Source organism: Pseudomonas sp. MH9.3, assembly GCF_034354675.1.
In the GTDB taxonomy this organism is placed as follows: Bacteria; Pseudomonadota; Gammaproteobacteria; order Pseudomonadales; family Pseudomonadaceae; genus Aquipseudomonas.
The window spans coordinates 5235585-5255834 of record NZ_CP133785.1; the positions used below are offsets into that span (position 1 = coordinate 5235585).

Annotated in this window: 20 protein-coding genes; 10 read left to right on the plus strand and 10 right to left on the minus strand. The window is 61.0% G+C overall.

Translation table 11 applies throughout. The annotated features are described in order from the left end of the window. Positions 1–140: 140 nt before the first annotated feature. Complete coding sequence (locus tag RHM60_RS23335; protein ID WP_322212914.1) at positions 141–575, plus strand: DUF3757 domain-containing protein; 435 nt, start codon at positions 141–143, stop codon at positions 573–575. A gap of 3 nt (positions 576–578) precedes the next feature. Here the strand turns inward: RHM60_RS23335 and RHM60_RS23340 are convergent, their stop codons facing one another. After that, positions 579–1691 (minus strand): enoyl-CoA hydratase/isomerase family protein, encoded by a 1113-nt coding sequence (locus tag RHM60_RS23340; RefSeq protein ID WP_322212915.1) that lies wholly within the window; start codon positions 1689–1691, stop codon positions 579–581. 137 nt (positions 1692–1828) lie between these two features. Here RHM60_RS23340 and ung point away from each other — a divergent pair, with 137 nt between their 5' ends. Beyond that, positions 1829–2521 (plus strand): uracil-DNA glycosylase, encoded by a 693-nt coding sequence (gene ung / locus RHM60_RS23345; protein WP_322212916.1) that lies wholly within the window; start codon positions 1829–1831, stop codon positions 2519–2521. A 28-nt stretch (positions 2522–2549) separates the two neighbouring features. Here ung and RHM60_RS23350 read toward each other — a convergent pair whose 3' ends face one another. Genes RHM60_RS23350 through RHM60_RS23370 form a run of 5 tightly spaced genes read right to left on the minus strand, consistent with a single transcriptional unit; the run spans position 2550 to position 7919 of the window. After that, positions 2550–3587 carry an AbrB family transcriptional regulator gene (locus tag RHM60_RS23350; protein WP_231422078.1) on the minus strand — a complete coding sequence of 346 codons (1038 nt, stop codon included), beginning with the start codon at positions 3585–3587 and terminating at the stop codon, positions 2550–2552. Beyond that, entirely contained in the window at positions 3580–5094 is a 1515-nt protein-coding gene (locus RHM60_RS23355) for a tripartite tricarboxylate transporter permease (protein WP_057007900.1), read from the minus strand. Before RHM60_RS23355 ends, RHM60_RS23350 begins: the two co-directional genes overlap by 8 nt. Before the next feature lies 1 nt (position 5095). Beyond that, on the minus strand, positions 5096–5554 hold the full coding sequence (locus tag RHM60_RS23360; protein WP_209989916.1) for a tripartite tricarboxylate transporter TctB family protein: 459 nt from the start codon (positions 5552–5554) through the stop codon (positions 5096–5098). A 57-nt stretch (positions 5555–5611) separates the two neighbouring features. After that, positions 5612–6595, minus strand: coding sequence for a Bug family tripartite tricarboxylate transporter substrate binding protein (locus tag RHM60_RS23365; RefSeq protein ID WP_209989919.1), 984 nt, complete (start codon positions 6593–6595; stop codon positions 5612–5614). A gap of 31 nt (positions 6596–6626) precedes the next feature. Continuing rightward, a complete protein-coding gene (locus RHM60_RS23370; protein ID WP_322212917.1) occupies positions 6627–7919 on the minus strand; it encodes an OprD family porin in 1293 nt (430 codons plus the stop codon). Between the two features lie 234 nt (positions 7920–8153). Between RHM60_RS23370 and RHM60_RS23375 the strand changes: the two genes are divergently transcribed. Together RHM60_RS23375 and RHM60_RS23380 are read left to right on the plus strand one after the other, a co-directional pair. Continuing rightward, the gene (locus RHM60_RS23375) at positions 8154–8825 is read left to right on the plus strand and encodes a response regulator (RefSeq protein ID WP_057007903.1); all 672 of its coding nucleotides are present in this window, start codon (positions 8154–8156) and stop codon (positions 8823–8825) included. After that, positions 8818–10203 (plus strand): sensor histidine kinase, encoded by a 1386-nt coding sequence (locus RHM60_RS23380; RefSeq protein ID WP_209989925.1) that lies wholly within the window; start codon positions 8818–8820, stop codon positions 10201–10203. The genes RHM60_RS23375 and RHM60_RS23380 overlap by 8 nt, the downstream gene beginning before the upstream one ends. Before the next feature lies 1 nt (position 10204). Here RHM60_RS23380 and RHM60_RS23385 read toward each other — a convergent pair whose 3' ends face one another. Further along, a complete protein-coding gene (locus tag RHM60_RS23385) occupies positions 10205–11026 on the minus strand; it encodes an HDOD domain-containing protein (RefSeq protein WP_322212919.1) in 822 nt (273 codons plus the stop codon). A 36-nt stretch (positions 11027–11062) separates the two neighbouring features. Continuing rightward, positions 11063–12004, minus strand: a complete 942-nt coding sequence (locus RHM60_RS23390; protein WP_322212920.1) for a folate-binding protein YgfZ — start codon at positions 12002–12004, stop codon at positions 11063–11065. 140 nt (positions 12005–12144) lie between these two features. Between RHM60_RS23390 and RHM60_RS23395 the strand changes: the two genes are divergently transcribed. Both RHM60_RS23395 and RHM60_RS23400 read left to right on the plus strand, forming a co-directional pair. Then, positions 12145–12399: a succinate dehydrogenase assembly factor 2 gene (locus tag RHM60_RS23395; protein ID WP_003233917.1), complete on the plus strand. Its 255-nt coding sequence runs from the start codon at positions 12145–12147 to the stop codon at positions 12397–12399. Continuing rightward, a complete protein-coding gene (locus RHM60_RS23400) occupies positions 12383–12829 on the plus strand; it encodes a protein YgfX (RefSeq protein WP_209989934.1) in 447 nt (148 codons plus the stop codon). The genes RHM60_RS23395 and RHM60_RS23400 overlap by 17 nt, the downstream gene beginning before the upstream one ends. On the opposite strand, the gene nadB is transcribed toward RHM60_RS23400, so the two are convergent. Continuing rightward, positions 12798–14414, minus strand: a complete 1617-nt coding sequence (gene nadB / locus RHM60_RS23405) for an L-aspartate oxidase (RefSeq protein WP_209989936.1) — start codon at positions 14412–14414, stop codon at positions 12798–12800. The two genes, RHM60_RS23400 and nadB, sit on opposite strands and share 32 nt — an antisense overlap. A 465-nt stretch (positions 14415–14879) precedes the next feature. Between nadB and rpoE the strand changes: the two genes are divergently transcribed. From rpoE to RHM60_RS23425, 4 genes are all read left to right on the plus strand, one after another. Continuing rightward, a complete protein-coding gene (gene rpoE, locus RHM60_RS23410; protein ID WP_003172477.1) occupies positions 14880–15461 on the plus strand; it encodes an RNA polymerase sigma factor RpoE in 582 nt (193 codons plus the stop codon). 32 nt (positions 15462–15493) lie between these two features. Further along, positions 15494–16081, plus strand: coding sequence for a sigma-E factor negative regulatory protein (locus RHM60_RS23415; RefSeq protein WP_034096393.1), 588 nt, complete (start codon positions 15494–15496; stop codon positions 16079–16081). Between the two features lie 16 nt (positions 16082–16097). Continuing rightward, entirely contained in the window at positions 16098–17060 is a 963-nt protein-coding gene (locus tag RHM60_RS23420; RefSeq protein WP_322212921.1) for a MucB/RseB C-terminal domain-containing protein, read from the plus strand. Positions 17061–17295: 235 nt separating this feature from the next. After that, positions 17296–18735, plus strand: a complete 1440-nt coding sequence (locus RHM60_RS23425) for a DegQ family serine endoprotease (protein WP_322212922.1) — start codon at positions 17296–17298, stop codon at positions 18733–18735. Positions 18736–18802: 67 nt separating this feature from the next. Here the strand turns inward: RHM60_RS23425 and RHM60_RS23430 are convergent, their stop codons facing one another. After that, positions 18803–20236 (minus strand): M48 family metalloprotease, encoded by a 1434-nt coding sequence (locus tag RHM60_RS23430; RefSeq protein WP_209989945.1) that lies wholly within the window; start codon positions 20234–20236, stop codon positions 18803–18805. Positions 20237–20250 lie beyond the last annotated feature (14 nt).

Genomic DNA, 20250 nt, shown 5'->3' on the forward strand with positions numbered 1-20250 from the left:
CGCCCAAGGCGCCGTTTTTTTATGCCTACCGTTTGTCGGTACTGTCAGAATTAACAGGTATCTTATAAGACTCAAATGGACTTCACTGGGGACGGCCGTTGTGCCCTTGAAATGCCCAGGGAAATGGATGGAACTCTAAAATGATAAGAAACGTGATTTGTCTGTATTTGCTTATGGTTGGCGGGTTCGCCCAGGCCCACGACGAGTTTGGCTGTCCTTACCCATCGACAATCAGGTATGTCGAAGGCTTTTTCCTGACGTCCGATATGCGTTTGCCCTGGCAGAGTTCTAAAGTCCAACACCGGGATTTTGTCGACCGTTTCATTGGTGCGATTTTCATCCCGGAGAAGGATCAAGAGCGCGAAAACGGTCGCTTGGATAAGTGCGTTTACCGTACCGGCAGCGGCCAGAGCGTGGCGTTGCGCCCAGGAAAAGCTGACGTAGTCGAAGCCTTTTCATTGACAAGCACCTTGCACTGGCAGATCGCCAAGGACCCGCTTGAACAAGAAGTGTATATCTGCCAGGACAGTCAGCCTGACAACTGTGCATTCACACTCTCGAAGCCGAGGCTATAACTGTCAGAAGTAGGAAAAATCCGCCAGGGGATGTCGTCCCTCCCACGCCTTGTGAAAATGCGCCTGCACCACGGCTTCTGGCACTGTGTTGATATCGGGCCAGTGCCAACGGGGTTTCTGATCCTTGTCGATCAATCGCGCGCGAACACCTTCACTGAATTCCGGATGGCGGCAGCAGTTCAGCGTCATGGTGTACTCCATCTGGAACACCTCGGCCAGCGACAGGTGGCGTGCGCGCTGCAGCTGTTCCCACAGCAGATGTGCGGTCAGCGGGCAGCCTTCGCTGAGGGTCTTGCTGGCGCGGCTCAGCAGCGGGTCAGCGTGATCACTTAGCTGGCTCAAGGCGCGCCACGCACAGCGCACATCGCCCACGTCCAGCCAGTCGTCGATTTGCGCCCGGCGTGGCAGCCATTGCGCTTCGGGCTGCTGGTCGACGGCCTCCCGGGCCAGGGCCTTGAGCAGGCTGTTGAGTTGCATCGCGCTCTGTTCCTGCCAATTGAGTTGCAGCAGGCTTTCGAGCAGTTCGTCTTGCTGATCGTCGCGCAGGAAACGGTCGGCCAGACCCAGGTCCAGAGCGTCGCGGCCATTGATGTGCGCGCCGGTCAGGCCCAGGAACAGGCCGAGTTTGCCGGGCAGGCGCGACAGGAAGCGGCTGGCGCCTACGTCCGGGTACAGGCCGATGCTGATCTCCGGCATGGCCAGACGGCTGCCGGGCGTAACGATGCGTACAGACGCACTTTGCAGCAGGCCCATGCCGCCGCCCAGTACGTAGCCATGGCCCCAGCAAAGCACCGGCTTGGGATAGGTGTGCAGACGGTAGTCAAGGCGGTACTCGGCGGCGAAAAACTGCGCGGCCAGGGCCGGTACTTCGCCGGGTTGCTCAAGGCACGCCTGGGCCAGGCTGCGCACTTCGCCACCGGCGCAAAAGGCCTTGGGTCCGTTGCCGCGCAGCAGCACGCAGACGATGTTGGGGTCTTTGGCCCAGGCCTCCAGGCGTTCGCCAAGGCCCAGAATCATGGGCAGGGAAAGGGCATTGAGGGATTTTTCAGCGTCCAGGCTGGCGATGCCGATACGGGCGCCGCCGCTGCCGGTCAGCTCTTCGAAGTGCAGATTCATCGTGACCTCAAATCGAGAAGGTGAAGCATCAGTATGATCGCTCCACGGGAAAGTGCCGGTGGTGTGTCAGATCAATTGACAAGCGGGGGCACGTTTCCTAGGGTTCGCCCATTCTTTTTCTGCACGATGAACCCAACATGACCGACGGCGACCGTATCAAACTCGAGCCCAGCTGGAAGCACGCCCTGCGTGAGGAGTTCGACAAGCCCTATATGGCCCAATTGCGCGAGTTTTTGCGTCAGGAACATGCGGCCGGCAAGGAAATCTACCCACCGGGCCCGCTGATTTTCAACGCCCTCAACTCCACGCCGCTGGACAAGGTCAAGGTCGTGATCCTCGGCCAGGACCCTTATCACGGTCCCGGCCAGGCCCATGGCCTGTGTTTTTCGGTGCAGCCGGGCGTGCCGGCACCGCCGTCGCTGGTCAACATCTACAAAGAACTCAAGCGCGACCTGAATATCGACATTCCCAACCACGGCTATCTGCAAAGCTGGGCTGACCAGGGCGTGCTGATGCTCAATACCACCATGACGGTGGAACGCGCCAGCGCCAATGCGCATGCGGGCAAGGGCTGGCAGTTCTTTACCGATCGGATTATCGAAGTGGTCAGTGAGCATCAGCCGCATCTGGTGTTCCTGCTGTGGGGCGCCCATGCCCAGGGCAAGCAGAAGCTGATCGATGCCACCAAGCATCTGGTACTGACCTCGGTGCACCCGTCGCCCTTGTCGGCGTATCGCGGGTTTCTGGGCTGCGGTCACTTCAGCCGCACCAACAAGTTTCTTGAGCAGAATGGCGAGGCGCCAATTGACTGGCGGCTGCCGCCGATCTGAAGCCGGCGGCAGAAAAACGTCGAAGTTTTCACATGTTGTCGGGTTGGCGCTCCCAGCGCCGAAACAACGGCTCGGCCAAAAACAGCACGAACAACAAGCGCATCACCTGCATCGCCGTCACCAACGGCACCGACAGTTGCAAGGTCTCTGCGGTGAGGCTCATTTCCGCAATGCCGCCGGGCATCATGCCCAGGGTCAGTGAGCGCAGGTCCAATTGGGTCAGGGCGCTCAGCCCTACCGCCGCCAGTGTCGCCAGCGCCATGGTCAAGGCCGTGCCGATCAGGGTGCGGCCCATGAAGGAGGGCGCACGGCGAAAAAACTGACGGTTGAAGTGGCAGCCCAAACCACTGCCGATCAGCCACTGGCCAACCTGACTGCCGCCGTCAGGCAGGCCAATGTGCAGGTCCCAGGTCACGCTGGCAATGGCACTTACCAGCAACGGCCCGAACAGCCAGGGGTTGGGTTGGCGCAAGCGTTGCCAGCCCCAGGCGACCAGCGCGCCTACCGGGAACAGCAGGGCCAGCCAGGCCCAGTCGACGGGTGCCGGATGAAACTGTGGCGCACCGCCGCCCAGTAAATACTTGAAGATCGCCGGGATACACAGCACCACCACCAGCACGCGCAGGCTTTGCCCGGCGGCCACCCGGCTGAGCACGGCACCATTGCGTGCGCCGAGGTTGACCATCTCACCGGAACCGCCCGGCATGCTGGAGAAAAACGCAGTGGCGCGGTCTTCGCCGCTGCGCCGCATCAACCACACGCCGACCACGCTCGACAGGCTGGTGATCAAGGCACCGAAGAAAATCAGCCCGAAGTGGCTCATCACCTGCTCGATCACCACCGGGGTGAAATGCAGGCCGATGCCGATGCCCACCACCCATTGGCCGCACTTGCGCCCGCCGGGAATCTCGGCCAACTGCCAGGGCGTGAGGCAGCGCACCAGGATGATCGCCAGCAACGAGCCAACCATGTACGGCAAAGGCCAGCCGACGAGGCTGGCCAGGTAACCACCGGCCAGGCCGACCAGTGGTGTTCCCCACCATTGCTTGAAGGTGACGTCAGACATCGGCCAGGGCACGACGCTGCAGGGCGCGTTTACGGTAGATGCGGATCAGCGGGAACATCAGCATCAACGCGGTCAGTACCCACACACCCAGGGTGATCGGGCTCGACCAGAGAATCTCCAGCGCACCGTTGGAGATCGACAGCGCCCGGCGCAGGTTCTGTTCCATCAAACCGCCAAGGATGAAGCCCAGCAGCACCGGCGACAGCGGGAAGTCCAGCTTGCGCAGGATATAACCGAAGATACCGATACCCACCATCAGGAACAGGTCGAAGGTGGTGGCGTGAACCGCGTATACACCGATCGCGGTGATGATGGCGATCACCGGCACCAGCGCCCAGTTAGGCACGGCGAGGATGCGCGTGAAGATACGGATCATCGGAATGTTGAGGATCACCAGCATGATGTTGGCGATGAACAGCGAGGCGATCAGGCCCCAGACGATGTCCGGTTGCTGTTGGAACAGCAGCGGGCCCGGGGTGATGTTGTACAGCGACAGGGCGCCGATCATCACCGCGGTAGTGCCTGAACCGGGCACACCGAGCGTCAGCATCGGCACCAGCGCGCCGCAGGCGGAAGCGCCGATGGCGGTTTCCGGCGCAGCCAGACCGCGCATGTCGCCCTGGCCGAATTTGCCGCTGGCGCCGGCGATACGCTTCTCGGTCATGTAGGCAACCGCCGAGGCCAGCGTGGCACCCGCACCCGGCAGCACGCCCATGATGAAGCCCAGCAGGCCGCAACGGATGTTGACGACGAAGACCGCACCGGCTTCCTTCAGGTTGAACATCATGCGTCCGGTGGCCTTCACCGCTTCCTGGCCGCGGTGGGTTTTTTCCAGCAGCAACAGGATCTCACTGATGGAGAACAGGCCCAGCACCAGCACGACAAACTGGATGCCGTCGGTGAGGTGGATGTTGTCGCCGGTAAACCGGTACACGCCGCTGTTGGCGTCGATACCCACTGCTGACAGGAACAAGCCCATCAGCGCCGCCACAAAGGTCTTCAACGGCTTATCGCCGGCCATGCCGCCCAGGCACACAATCGCGAATACCATCAGGACAAAGTATTCAGCGGGGCCGAAGGCGATCGCCCATTTGGCCAGCAGCGGCGCAAACAGCACCATGCCGCAGGTGGCGATAAACGCGCCGATGAACGAACTCCATGCCGACAACGACAGTGCTACGCCGGCCAGGCCTTTACGGGCCATCGGATAACCGTCGAGGGTGGTCATCACAGTGGAGGCTTCGCCCGGGATGTTCAGCAGGATCGAGCTGATACGGCCGCCGTATTCGCAACCCAGGTACACCGCAGCCAGCAGGATCAACGCCGACTCCGGCGGCAGGCCCAGGGCGAAGGCGATAGGGATCAGCAGCGCTACGCCGTTGATCGGGCCCAGGCCCGGCAACAGGCCGACGACGGTACCGATCAAGGTGCCGCACAGGGCGGTCACCAGGTTATACGGGCTCAGCGCGACGCCGAAACCCTGGCCCAAATAGCCAAAAGTATCCATATCAGTTCTCCAGAACGTCGAGCAGGCCGAGGGGCAGCGGCACATCCATGGCTTTATCGAACAGCAGATAAAGGCCGACAGCCATCAAGGTCACGATCACCACGCTGGGCAGCCAGCGGCCGCCGTACAGGCGCGCCATCGGGATGCCGATCAGCATGCTGCTGAGAATGAAACCCAGGGGTTCGAAGGTGCCGGCAAACACGATCAGCAGCGCAACGCAGAGGCCGATCTTGACCAGGGTTTCGCGGTCCAGCGCCGGTTCTTCTTCGGTGTGCCGGGTGGGTTGCGGGCGAAACAGCATATAGATCAGGCCCAGGCTCATCAGCCCGAGCATCAGCAGCGGGTAGGCGCGAGGCCCGACCGGCTCGTAGGAAAACGCCGCCTGATACGGCCAGGCCATCAAGGCCAGGCCGGCGCAGACCAGCAGCATCATCGCGGCGAAAATGCGTTGTAAGAGCATGGGAAACTCCAAGGCCACTTCGGCAGGCTTGCCGAAGTGGCGTTACATGACGGGCGTTTACTGGATCAGGCCGAACTCTTTGGCCAGCACTTTGTAGTCAGCCACCTGTTTTTTCACGTAGGTGTCCAGCTCCGGACCGGTCATGGCAAACGGGAACAGCTCGCGCTGATCACGCAGCTTGGCGAATTCTTCGGACGCCAGCAGCTTGTCGAAGGCTTCTTTCCACCAGGCGTAGTCGGCATCACTGACCTTTGGCCCGAGGTAGAAACCGCGCACCACCGGCCAGACAATGTCGTAGCCTTGCTCTTTAGCGGTGGGGATATTCTTCATTTCCGGCTCATCCAGACGCTGCTCGGAGAACACCGCCAGCAGGCGCATGTCACCGCTGAGGATGTGCGGCATGGAGTCGGAGATGTCGGTGCTGCCCACCTGGATGTGACCACCGAGCAAGGCAGTGGCGATTTCACCGCCGCCCTCGAGGGCCACGTAGCGCAGCTCGCGCGGATTGATTCCGGCAGCCTTGGCGATCAGCGCGGTTTGCATCCAGTCCTGACTGCCCACGGTGCCGCCGGAACCGATCACCACGCTGCCCGGATCTTTCTTCAAGGCTTTTACGAGATCATCGAGGTTCTTGTAGGGAGAATCGGCTTTTACTGCGATGGCCCCGTAGCTGGTGCCCACCGCCGCCAGCCAGCGCACGGCGTTTTCATCGAAACGTCCGAACTTGCCCTGGGCCAGGTTCAACAGCGAACCGCTGGACCAGGCAACCAGTGTGCCGGCGTCGCCAGGGCGCTGGGCGACCACGGCGTTGTAGGCCACCGCACCGACGCCGCCGGGCATGTAAGTCACGCGCATCGGCTTGCTCAGCAGCTTCTCGTTGACCAGCGCGCTTTGCGCCAGCTTGCAGGTCAGGTCAAAACCACCGCCGGGGGAGGCCGGGGCGATGCACTCCGGGCGCTTGGGCTCGTCGGCGGCCAGCAGTTGGCCGGCGAACAGCATGCAGCCGGCGGCGAGGGCCAGTTTACGCAGTGAAAGGGTCATGGGTTTCTCCGTCATTGTTGTTATGAGTTGCTTACCAGAGTGCGACGCTGTAGCTCACCAGCACGCGCATTTCATCCGCATCACGGGCTGAATAGTTGGAGCGGTAAGTGGCGTTACGCAGGCGCACCGCCACATCCTTGAACGTGCCACTTTGCACCACGTACTTGATCTCGCTGTTGCGCTCCCATTCCTTGCCGGTCTCGCCGTTCCTCAGCCGGATGTTGTCACCCGACAGGTAACGGCTCATGAAGCTCAGGCCGGGAATGCCCAGTTTGGCGAAGTCGTAGTCGTAACGGGCCTGCCAGGAGCGCTCTTCGGCGCCGGCAAAGTCGTTGATCTGTACGAAGTTGACCAGGTACGGGTCGCTGCCATCCACGTAGGGGAACGCGCTGTCGCCGGACATGCGCTGGTAACCGGCGCTGAGCTTGTGGCCGTTGAGGGCATAGCTGAACAGGCCGCTGAGGGAGGTGTTGTCGATCTTGCCGCCGCGGGCGGCGCCGGTGTCGTCGCTGATGGCCAGCCGCAGGTCGGCGCCGAACGTGCCGGGGCCCATGGGACGGGCGGCGACCAGGCCGAGGAAGTGCTGACGGTAGACATCGTCGAGCTGGGCGAAGTGGTAGCTGCCGGTGATCTTGTCGGCGAATTTATAGTCCACGCCACCGAAGTTGAAGTGCTTGCCGGTGGCGCCGCTGAGGAAGCGGCTGTTCTTGTTGTTGAGGGCGATGTCCTCATAGTTGCTGTCGTCGCGGTCCTTGGCCTTGTCGAGGCGGCCGCCGGTGAACGTCAGGTTCTTGAGTTCCCTGGAGGTCAGCAGGCCGCCGTTGAAGGTCTGCGGCAGGATGCGCCCGTCGTTGGGCTTGAGGATCGGCAGTTCGGGCATCAACGCACCGATTTTCAGCTCGGTGGCGGACACTTTCACCTTGCCCGTCAGGCCCAGCTTGGAATATTCGTTGGCGGCGCGGCCATCGTCATGGGTGGGCAAGAGGCCGGTGCCGGTGCGGTCGGGGCTGGAGTCGAGCTTGACGCCGAGCATGCCCAGCGCATCCACGCCAAAGCCGATGGTGCCGTCGGTGTAGCCCGACTGAAGGTTGAGCATGAAACCCTGAGCCCATTCATCGCGCCTGGATTGCTGGGCGCTGGTGCCGTCGCGGAAGTCGCGGTTGAAGTACATGTTGCGGGTTTCGAGGGTCGCGCTGCTGTCTTCGAAGAAGGCAGCCTGGCCGAGCGGTGAAAAACCGGCAAGGGCCGCGGCGCTGGCAAGGGCAGTGTGGGTCATGCGGGGAAAACGAACAGGCGGGCAAGCCTGGGGCTGTGTCGACAGCATCGTTGTGCACTCCGTTATTGTTCTTATTTTTGGCGAAAACGCGTCGAGGCGTTTTCGGGCGCGACGGTCAGGTCGCTCGGCGGGCAGGAACCACCGTGTTTGGATCCTAAAGCGCGAAGCTTTCGCTAACCTTTCAGTAGCCTTTCAATGTTTTCGGGCTTCACAGGCCAGGCGGCGCCTGTAAACTGCCCGGCGAAGCGTGGCATCGACCACTCCTGAATGAGGTAGAAATCCATGCGTGTCCTCTTGGTTGAAGACCATTTGCAGCTCGCCGAAAGTGTCGCCCAGGCGCTCAAGAGCACGGGTTTGACCGTCGACGTGCTGCACGATGGGGTGGCCGCCGACCTGGCCTTGAACAGCGAGGATTACGCGGTGGCGATCCTCGACGTGGGGCTGCCGCGCATGGATGGTTTTGAGGTATTGGCGCGGCTGCGCGCCCGTGGGAAAAATCTGCCGGTGCTGATGCTGACCGCGCGCAGTGATGTGAAGGACCGTGTGCATGGTTTGAATTTGGGCGCTGACGATTACCTCGCCAAGCCGTTCGAACTGACGGAACTCGAGGCGCGGGTCAAGGCGCTGCTGCGGCGCAGTGTGCTCGGCGGCGAGCGCCAGCAGGCCTGCGGCGTGCTGGTCTACGACCTCGACACGCGACGCTTTACCGTCGGCGGCGAGCTGATGACCCTGACGTCCCGCGAGCAGGCCGTGCTCGAAGCGCTGATCGCACGGCCTGGCCGGGTGATGAGCAAGGAGCAGCTCGCCTCCCAGGTCTTCGGCCTGGATGAGGAAGCCAGCCCCGACGCCATCGAAATCTACGTGCACCGCCTGCGCAAGAAGCTCGACGGCCAGCCCATTGCCATCGTGACCTTCCGAGGCCTGGGCTACCTGTTGGAAGCCCGCGATGCATAAGCCCAGCAGCCTGCGCTGGCGCCTGCTGTGGAACCTCGCGCTGTTGCTGGTGGTGCTGATGATTGCCAGTGGCTTGAGTGCTTACTGGAACGGTCGCGAGGCCGCCGACACGGCGTATGACCGCACGCTGCTGGCCTCGGCGCGCACCATCGCCGCCGGCCTGACCCAGGTCGACGGCACCCTCAGCGCCAATGTGCCCTATGTGGCGCTGGACACCTTCGCCTACGACAGCGCCGGGCGCATTTATTACCAGGTCAATGATATTGATCAGAAGCTCATCTCCGGCTACGAGCACCTTCCCGGCCCGCCGCCGGGCACGCCGCGAACTGACGACTATCCGGCCTTGGCGCGTTTCTACAACGCGGTGTATCAAGGGCAGGAAGTGCGGGTGGTCAGCCTGCTCAAGGCCGTCTCCGAGCCGAACATGAACGGCATGGCGGAAATTCGCGTGGCCGAAACCGATGAAGCACGCGTCAGCATGGCCCGCAGCCTGGCGGCCGACACGTTGTTGCGCCTGGGCATGCTGGGCGTCGGTGCACTGCTGCTGGTGTGGTTTGCCGTGAGCGCGGCGCTGCGCCCGCTGGAGCGCCTGCGTACAGCGGTGGAAGAACGCCAGCCCGACGACCTGCGCCCGCTGCCGCTGGTGGAAGTGCAGCATGAATTCGGCCCGCTGGTGCGTTCCCTCAACCACTTCACCGAGCGCCTGCGCGGCCAGTTCGAGCGTCAGGCGCAGTTCATTGCCGACGCCGCCCACGAGTTGCGCACACCGCTGGCGGCGCTCAAGGCCCGGCTTGAGCTGGGCCTGCGCAGCGACGCGCCCGCCACGTGGCGCAGCACTCTGGAGAGCGCCGCCCAAGGCACCGACCGCCTGACTCATCTGGCCAATCAGTTATTGTCCCTGGCCCGCATCGAGAACGGTGCCCGCGCGATTGCCGAAGGCGGCGCGCAGTTGCTTGACCTCAGCCAATTGGCCCGAGAGCTGGGCATGGCCATGGCACCGCTGGCCCATGCGCGCGGCGTGGCCCTGGCGCTGGAGGCCGATGAGCCGGTGTGGCTGCGCGGCGAACCGACGCTGCTTAACGAGCTTTTGAGCAACCTGGTGGATAACGCCCTGGCGCATACGCCGCCGGGTGGCAATGTAATCCTGCGGGTCATGGCGCCGGCGGTGCTTGAAGTCGAGGACGATGGCCCCGGTATCCCGCTGGATGAACGCGACCGGGTGTTCGAGCGCTTCTATCGGCGCAGTCAGCAGGGCATGGGATCAGGCCTGGGGCTGGCGATTGTCGGCGAGATCTGCCGTGCGCATCTGGCGCAGATCAGCCTGCATGATGGCGAGTTGGCGGGGTTGAAGGTGCGGGTAAGTTTTGTCGCCGGTTGAATCAGTAGAACATCGAGCGTGCTTCATCCAGCTGCGCGCGCAGGGTCTCGCTGTCGGGGTCAATGCGCAGCTTGATGATCGACGGCACGTCGGTCAACGGCACGTCAGCCAGCGGATGATCAGTGCCGCGATGGCAATACAGCACAGCTGCCTGGACGATGTCGATGTAGTCGAGCCTGGCGGAATCGCGCTCCAGGTTCAGGTATTGGCCGGGCAGCTTGGCGAGCATTTCCGGAAAGTCCCAGACGCTCAGCAGCTTGTCGCCCAACAGCGGGTGGATGCTGTCGATCACGTGGTTGAGGCTGACCGGGTCGGACAGCAACTGGTAGTGATCTTCGGCGTAGGTGAGAATCGGCAGCACGCCGATCTGGTGTACCAGCCCGCCAAGGGCGGCCTGGTCCGGCTTGAGCTGTGAGTGACTGCGGCACAGGGCGTAGCTGACGCCCGCCACTTCCAGGCTGCGGCGCCACACGTCACGCATTTTCTGTTCGACCACCTCGGAGCGGGCATGGAAGATCTGTTCCATCACCAGGCCGATGGCGAGGTTGCTGCTGTAGTTGGTGCCCAGCCGGGTAATGGCGGTGTGCAGGTTGGTGACTTCCTGAGTGGCACGCAACAACGGACTGTTTACCACTTTGATCAGGCGTGCGGACAGCGCGGTGTCGCGACCGATCACTTTGCTCAAGTGGCTGATGCTGATATCCGGGTTTTCGGCGGCCTGACGAATGTTCAGGGCCACCTCCGGCAATGTCGGCAGAACCAGGTCATCGTTATCGATGGCCTTTACCAAAGCCTGTTGGACTTTATCCGCCAGTTTGTTCATTCATGCTCTCAAGGGTGCTGCAAAAAAGTACGGTGATCAGCGCTGAATCTCTCGATCTCGATCAAGTTGATAGGGCAGGTCGAGCAGTTGCAGGGCAGGCCCTTCCAGCGAGCCCAAATGCACGTCGCCATTATCGGCAGCTTCGGCTTGCAACACCGCCAGAAGTTCAATCGACAGGTCGGCTTTTGCCGCAATCACCACTTCGCCAATCGAGCTGCCGTGGCTGGGGGAGAACAGTGCAGTGCCGGGTTCTGGGGTCTGTGTGGCATCAAGGCTCAGGCGATACAGGCGGCGTTTGAGTTTGCCCAGGTACTGCATGCGCGCGACGATTTCCTGGCCGGTGTAGCAGCCCTTTTTGAAGCTGACACCGCCCACAGCCTGCAGGTTGAGCATCTGCGGAATGAACAGCTCGCGGGTCTGTGGCATCACTTGGCCAATCCCTGCGCGGATCTGGCCCAGCAGCCATTCGTTCAAACCCGCTTGGTCAAGCTGCGCGGCCAGGTGGCTGCGTACGGCTTCAGCGTGTTCGGCAGGTGCCCAGAGTTCGGCGCGGGCAGGGGAGACGCGAATGGCGATCAGCGCATCGGTACGCGCTACGCTGTCGGTGTCGTCCGGCAGCTCGAGGCCCAGGCTGCTCAGCGCTTTATCAGCATTTGCAAGACCGAAACGAACCCAGGCGGCGCTTTCGTCGGTGAGCCTGGATTTGGAAAATACCGCGTATTTTTTCAGGTCCGCCAGTTGCGGCTCCAGCAGCTCAGTGGCCATGGCCATCAGCACGCCGTCACCCTGCAACACAATGCGAAAGCTTGATTGCATGCGGCCTTTTTGCGTGCAGCGCGCGCCAAGGCTGGCCTGGGTGTCACTCAGGTAATTGAGGTTGCAGGTGAGTTGGCCCTGCAGGAATTTGGCGGCATCGGCGCCACGGACGGCGAGAACGCCTTCGTGGGACAGGGGGCAGAAGAAAGCAGAGTCGGCCATGGGTCATCGCAGGTCAAAAAGTCATGCGTGCATCATAGAGGGGCGCCCGGCAAATGGATAGTTTCCTCGGGGCGCGACCAACGCTGGCTGTTCGGGTGCCGCCGGGCCTGTATACTTGCGCGCTATTTGAGGAGCGTTCCATGGTCGAAGACGTAGAAATCAATCGCCTCTACTGGCACAGCCGCCGCGGCATGCTTGAGCTGGATGTGTTGCTGGTGCCGTTCACCAAAGAGGTGTACGCGACGCTCGATAAGGTGGATCGTGACCTGTACGTGCGGTTGCTGGAATGCGAGGACCAGGACATGTTCGGCTGGTTCATGGAGCGCGCCGAGTCTGAAGATCCGGAGCTGCAACGCATGGTTCGGATGATCCTGGATCGTGTCCAGCCCAAGTAATCGCTTTGAATGTCGCTGGCAGGCCTCGCGGCTGCTGCTGGCGGCGTATGTCCTCGCCCAGCTGTTGGCGCTGGGCGCCTTGCTGGTGCTCGACGTGCCTTTTGCCGCTCTTGGCATGCTGGCGTGCGTGGCCCATGCCGTCTGGGTGTTGCCGCGTCAGATTCTGCTGACTCACCGTTCGTCGATTCTGGGCCTGCGCCGTGATGAAGACGGCTGGCAATTATTCAGCGCCGAGCGCGGTTGGCACAGTGTGCAGCTGCGCCCCGACAGCCTGGCGTTGCCGCTGATCGTGGTGTTGCGCTTTCGATTGCCGGGGCAATGGCGGGTACGCTCTATCTGTGTGCCCAGAGATTCGCAGGTCGCCGATGTGCACCGGCGCCTGCGCACTCGCCTGAAATTCAGCCGCCGTAGGTGGTTGGCACCAGAATAGTGTTGCGGGCCTCGGGCAGCATCTGCGGGTAGTCGAGGGTGTAGTGCAGGCCGCGGCTTTCCTTGCGTTCCATGGCTGAGCGGATCATCAGCTCGGCCACTTGGGCGAGGTTGCGCAATTCGATCAGGTCGCGGCTGACTTTGTAATTACTGTAAAACTCGTCGATCTCATCCAGCAGCAGGCGCACGCGGTGCTGGGCCCGTTGCAGGCGCTTGTTGGTGCGCACAATCCCCACGTAGTCCCACATGAAGCGGCGCAGCTCGTCCCAGTTGTGGGCGATGATCACGTCTTCGTCCGAGTCCGTCACCTGGCTGGCGTCCCAGCGGGGCAGGGCGGCGGGTACCGGGATGTTTGGCAATTGTTCGAGAATGTCCGCCGCCGCTGAGCGAGCGTAGACGAAGCATTCGAGCAGCGAATTGCTGGCCATGCGGTTGGCGCCGTGCAGGCCGGTAAAGCTGGTTTCGCCAATTGCATAGAGACCAGGCACATCGGTGCGCCCATGCTGGTCGACCATCACGCCGCCGCAGGTGTAGTGCGCGGCCGGCACTACGGGGATTGGGCCCTGGGTGATGTCGATATTGAAGGCCAGGCAGCGCTCGTAGACAGTGGGAAAGTGCGCCTTGATGAACTCTGCCGGTTTGTGGCTGATGTCTAGGTACACGCAGTCGACGCCCAGGCGCTTCATTTCATGGTCGATGGCACGGGCGACGATATCTCGCGGCGCCAGCTCGGCGCGCGGGTCGAAGCGTTGCATGAACCGTTCGCCATTGGGCAGTTTCAGGTGCGCGCCTTCACCGCGCAGGGCTTCGGTGATCAGGAAACTTTTCGCCTGCGGATGATACAGGCAGGTGGGGTGGAACTGGTTGAATTCCAGGTTGGCCACCCGGCAGCCCGAGCGCCAGGCCATGGCGATGCCATCACCGCAGGCACCGTCCGGATTGCTGGTGTAGAGGTAGACCTTGGCTGCGCCACCCGAAGCGAGAATGGTGAAGCGTGCGCCGTAGGTGTCGACTTCGCCGCTGACGCGGTTGAGCACATAAGCGCCCAGGCAGCGTGCGCCGTCCAGGCCCAGGCGTTTTTCGGTAATCAGGTCAACGGCGACGCGTTGCTCCAGCAACTCGATGTTGGGACGCTGGCGCGCTTGCTCGAGCAGGGTCTTGAAGATGGCAGCCCCGGTGGCATCGGCGGCGTGGATGATGCGGCGTTGGCTGTGGCCGCCTTCGCGGGTGAGATGAAACTCGAACCCGCCATCGTCGCTGCCCGTATGCTCATCGCGGGTGAAGGGCACACCTTGATCGATCAGCCATTGGATGGCTTCGCGGCTATGCTCCACGGTGAAGCGTACCGCGTCTTCGTCGCACAGACCGCCGCCGGCATTGAGGGTGTCGTCGACATGGGATTGCACTGTGTCGTGCTCGTCCAGCACTGCTGCGACACCGCCCTGGGCCCAGAATGTCGAGCCGTTGGCCAGGTCACCTTTGCTCAGCACCGCAATGCGCAAATGGTTGGGGAGGGTCAGTGCCAGGCTCAAGCCGGCCGCTCCGCTGCCGATCACCAGAACATCGTGTTGAAACTGTTGGCTCATTGGAAGGATTCCGCAAAAAGCGATCCACAGGGCTGGCGCAAGCAGGAACGCCTGGATCGGCGAATCAAAGGGGCACACGGGCCACTAGTATATAGAGGGGGCGCGCGGCACAATAGCCGGGCGTTTGTGGCAATGTGAGATTACGGAGCGCGGTTCCGGTCTCACTTGGCCGGTTAGTAAGGTGGGAACTTTTTGCATGAGCCCCCACTCAATAGCCGGTTGCCCAAAACCTGGAAAAAGTTGAGTTTATTGGCCCGTCGGGAGCATTGGACGCGTCATCAAACCGGCGACAAGATTATTCGCGCAGTCGGCTTTGACCGTGCTGCGTTTTTCGTGTGTGCCAAATCAGTGCATGCCGGAAACTTGCTTGAAAGGGGGAGAACTTTTGCGAAAAGACCGAGTCTATGTTTGCAAGCCTGATCGTTTAGTTATGCAAGCCTCCTTCAAGCACCACGAGGAGTGTTCATGCTAACCCAGGAAGAGGATCAGCAGCTGGTCGAGCGCGTGCAACGCGGTGACAAGCGAGCATTTGATCTGCTAGTGCTGAAATACCAGCACAAAATTCTCGGGTTGATCGTGCGGTTTGTGCACGACACCCATGAAGCGCAGGACGTTGCACAGGAAGCCTTTATCAAGGCCTATCGTGCACTGGGCAATTTTCGCGGTGATAGTGCGTTTTATACGTGGCTGTACCGTATCGCCATCAACACGGCGAAGAACTATCTGGTGTCTCGCGGACGCCGCCCGCCGGATAGTGATGTCAGTTCAGAAGATGCTGAATTTTACGATGGTGATCACGGCCTCAAGGATCTCGAGTCGCCGGAGCGTGCATTGCTGCGCGACGAGATTGAAGGCACCGTCCATCGCACAATTCAGCAACTGCCAGAAGATTTACGGACGGCGTTAACTTTACGTGAATTCGATGGTCTGAGTTACGAAGACATTGCGAGCGTCATGCAGTGTCCGGTGGGGACTGTGAGGTCACGGATTTTCCGGGCCCGGGAAGCCATCGATAAAGCCTTGCAACCGTTGTTGCAGGAAAACTAAAGACAGCGGCGACAGCCAAGAGAGGAACCGCCATGAGTCGTGATGCCCTGCAGGAATCGCTGTCCGCAGTGATGGATAACGAAGCGGATGAACTGGAACTTCGTCGAGTGCTTAACGCATTTGATGATGCCGAAACCCGTGATACCTGGTCTCGTTACCAAGTCGCTCGGGCGGTGATGCACAAGGATCTTCTAATCCCTCGTCTGGATATTGCTGCGGCCGTTTCTGCTGCGCTGGCTGACGAAGCCGTTCCGGCAAAGGCTGCACGTGGTCCATGGCGTAGCCTGGGTCGCCTGGCAGTGGCTGCCTCGGTAACTGTTGCGGTTCTGGCCGGTGTTCGCCTGTACAACCAGGACGAAATCGCTGGTGCCGAACTGGCCCAACAGACCCAGCAACCGGTCATGGCTGGTCCGCAGGTCAAGGGCCCGGCAGTGCTGGCCGGCTACAAGGAAAGCTCTGATGCCACAGGCCCCATGGCCAACGGTGTGCTTCAAGGCCAATCCGGCTGGCAGGATCAGCGTCTTCCAGGCTATCTGCGCCAACACGCACAGGAATCTGCCTTGAAAGGCACTGAAAGCGCTCTGCCATACGCTCGTGCTGCAAGCCTGGAAAACCGCTGAACCTTTAAGGGGCCCTATGCGCGTCATATCGCTCCTTACGCTTTTACTCAGTGGTTGGTCTGCACTCCCCGCCCATGCCGATGAAGCTCAAAACTGGCTGACTCGACTTGGGCGTGCAGAGCAACAACAAAGTTTTGAAGGCACGTTCGTATACGAGCGTAATGGCAGTTTTTCTACCCACGACATTTGGCATCGCGTCCAAAAAGGTCAAGTCCGCGAGCGGTTATTGCAGCTTGATGGGTCTGCCCAGGAAGTCGTGCGTGTAGATGGTCGTACTCAATGCGTCAGCGGCGTCCTTGTCGCAGGCCTTGGCAATTCGCGTGAATCCCCTTCACGTGCGCTTGACCCAAAGAAACTTACTCAATTCTACGAGCTGGCAGTTATCGGTAAATCCCGTGTTGCCGGTCGTAATGCAGTGATCGTCTCGATCACGCCGCGTGACCAGTACCGCTTCGGGTTTGAACTGCATCTGGATCGCGAAACCGCTTTGCCGCTTAAATCCCTGCTGTTGAATGATCAAGGGCAATTGCTGGAGCGTTTTCAATTCACCCGGCTGGACACGTCTACCACCCCAAGTGATCGCGACTTGCAGCCTACGGGTGAGTGCAAGCCTGTCGCAGTTGTTCAGGAGCAGGCGCCAGAGGTCAAGTCCTCCGAGGCATGGCATCTTGAATGGGTGCCACCGGGTTTTCAGTTAATCAAGAGCAGTGCGCGCAAAGATGCGCAGACCAAAGCAACGGTCGAAAGCCTGATGTATGAAGACGGGCTTGCGCGGTTTTCGGTGTTTCTCGAACCCATCAGCGAAGTCAGCGCGACGGAAACCCGCACGCAAATTGGCCCTACGGTTGCGGTTTCTCGCCGCTTGAATACGGTGGACGGTGAAAGGATAGTGACCGTTGTCGGCGAAATTCCCATCGGTACTGCCGAGCGCATCGCTCTGTCCGTACGCAGTGACAAAACGGCTACTACCCAGCCGTGATTCGTTAATCCTATGTTCATCCTGACCTTTCAGTCTAAAGTCCATGCCAGGTTGGCTGGCGAGACCATGAAATGTATGGATCAGCATTTTCACTTGCAAAAAATCTCCATGTTTTTTATAGGTCAGGGCTTGTCAGCGCTGACCTTGTTTTGTTCGCGGAACAAAGTCGCCGGTCTCGGTTTCCGGCGTCTCTTGAACCCTGTCGCTCAACCCTGCTCGTCGTAACGGGAGCTGTATGTCGATACCACGTTTGAAGTCTTACCTATCCATAGTCGCCACGGTATTGGTGCTGGGCCAGGCCCTGCCTGCGCAAGCGGCCGAGCTGCCTGATTTCACCCAATTGGTGGAGCAGGCCTCGCCTGCCGTGGTCAACATCAGCACCACGCAAAAGCTGCCGGATCGCAAAGTTTCGAACCAGCAGATGCCCGATCTGGAAGGCCTGCCGCCTATGCTGCGCGAGTTTTTCGAGCGCGGTATGCCCCAGCCGCGCGCTCCGCGTGGCGGCGGCGGTGGTCAGCGTGAGGCGCAGTCTCTGGGCTCGGGCTTCATCATTTCGCCGGATGGCTACATTCTCACCAATAATCATGTGATTGCCGATGCCGATGAGATCCTCGTGCGCCTTGCCGACCGCAGCGAACTCAAAGCCAAGCTGGTGGGCACTGACCCGCGCTCCGACGTTGCGTTGCTGAAGATCGAAGGCAAGGACCTGCCCGTGCTGAAACTGGGCAAGTCCCAGGACCTCAAAGCCGGCCAGTGGGTGGTTGCGATTGGCTCGCCGTTCGGCTTTGACCACACGGTTACCCAAGGCATTGTGAGCGCCATTGGCCGCAGCCTGCCGAACGAAAACTATGTGCCGTTCATCCAGACCGACGTGCCGATCAACCCAGGCAACTCCGGTGGCCCGCTGTTCAACCTGGCCGGTGAGGTAGTGGGGATCAACTCGCAGATCTACACCCGTTCCGGTGGTTTCATGGGCGTGTCCTTTGCGATCCCGATCGATGTGGCCATGGACGTTTCCAATCAGCTGAAGAGCGGCGGCAAGGTCAGTCGCGGCTGGTTGGGCGTGGTCATCCAGGAAGTGAACAAGGACCTGGCTGAGTCCTTCGGTCTCGACAAGCCGGCCGGCGCCCTGGTTGCGCAGATTCAGGACGACGGCCCGGCTGCCAAGGGTGGCCTGCAGGTTGGCGACGTGATCCTGAGCATGAACGGCCAGCCAATCATCATGTCGGCAGACCTGCCGCATCTGGTGGGCGCACTCAAGGCCGGCAGCAAGGCCAAGCTGGAAGTGATTCGTGAAGGCAAGCGCCAGAACGTGGAACTGACCGTAGGCGCCATCCCGGAAGAGGGCGCATCCCTTGATGCACTGGGCAACGCCAAGCCGGGCGCCGAGCGCAGCAGCAATCGCCTGGGCATTGCCGTGGCCGAGCTGACCGATGAGCAGAAGAAAAGCTTCGACCTTAAGAGCGGCGTGGTGATCAAGGAAGTCCAGGATGGCCCTGCCTCCCTGATCGGCTTGCAGCCGGGCGACGTGATCACCCACCTGAACAATCAGGCGATCAACAGCACCAAGGAGTTCACCGACATCGCCAAGGCACTGCCGAAGAACCGTACGGTGTCGATGCGCGTCCTGCGTCAGGGTCGAGCCAGCTTCATCACCTTCAAGCTCGCCGAGTAATCTGCTAGCCCAATAAAAAGCCCCGCCGTCGGTTAACGATGGCGGGGCTTTTTTGTGGGCGATGGGTTTAACTCATCATCCCTTTCACCAGACGTTCCTGTTCAATCAGTTCACGCTGGCGAGCGTCGATCCGCGACGACAGCGGGAAATTGCTGCCAGCCCGACGCTTGGCGAAATCCAGTTGCTGGATTGCTTGCTGGAAGTCGCCTACCAAAGCGAAGTACTCGGCGCGCGCCTGATGCAGGCCGATGATATTTCCCGACAGTCCGCGTGTCTCGGCGACCTGATACCAGACATCCGGATCATCCGGACGAGACTTGAGCAAGCCATCCAGGGCTTTCTCCGCATCGGCAGTGCGGTTCTGTTTAAGCAGCAGGTCCACCCGAACCTGGTTAAGCGGGTAATTGCTGGGGTACTGGCTCAGCATGCGGTCGGTGCGTTGCTGCGCGTCCGGCATGCGGTTGTTGATGATGTCCAGCTCGATCTGCGCCAGATTGTAAGTGATGTCATTGGGAGCCTTGGCCAGCAATGGCGCCAGGTTTTCCCGGGCTTCCTTAAGCTGAGTGCCCTTTATCTGAGCGATTGCCAGACCATAACGGGCCACATCGTTTTTCGGATTCTCGTCCAACTGAGCCTGGAATCGTTTGGCCGCCAGACCTGGCGTGTCCTCGTACTTCAACTGTACGCGCGCGCGGATCAACTGATAACGCAGGCTGTCTTCCTTGCCGCCCGGCTTGGACTGTTCGGCGCGGTTGCGGGTGTCGGCAATCCGCGATTCGGTCACCGGGTGCGTCAACAGAAACTCCGGTGGCTTGGCATCGAAACGGTATTGGCGCATCAGTCGCTCGAACATGGTGGGCATCGAGCGTGGGTCGTAGCCGGCCTTCTCCAGGTTGAGGATGCCGATGCGGTCCGCTTCCTGCTCGTTCTGGCGGGAGAAACGTCGCTGCTCCTGGATCGCTGCGGCCTGGGTACCGGCGATGGCGGCGATACCCGCGTCGCCTGCGCCTGCCGCGGCCGCAATAATGCCGCCGAGCAGGGCCGCCATCATGGGAAGTTGCATGCGCTGCTGCGCTTCAACGCCTCGGGCGAAATGGCGTTGAGACAGGTGGGCCAATTCATGAGCCATCACCGAGGCATACTCGCCTTCGGTCTGAGCATTGAGAAACAGCCCGCCGTTCACGCCGACAATCCCGCCCGGTGCGGCAAAGGCGTTGAGTTGCGGGCTGTTGATCAGGATGAATTCCAGCCGTCGGTCGTTCACCTGGCTCGTCTCCACCAGCTTGTACACGCTGGTCTCGACGTAATCCTTCAGTTGCGGATCGTTCAGTTGCGACACCTGGCCGCGCAGGTAGGCCAGCCATGCACGGCCCAGTTGGTATTCCTGTTGTGGCGAGACAATGGCAGAACTGGCGTCGCCAAGTGACGGCAGGTCGTCGGCGAAGCCTGGGGAGGCCAGCAGGCAGGCCAGCGTCAACAGGGTAGGGCGCAAAAAAGTCATGCACAAAGCCTTTT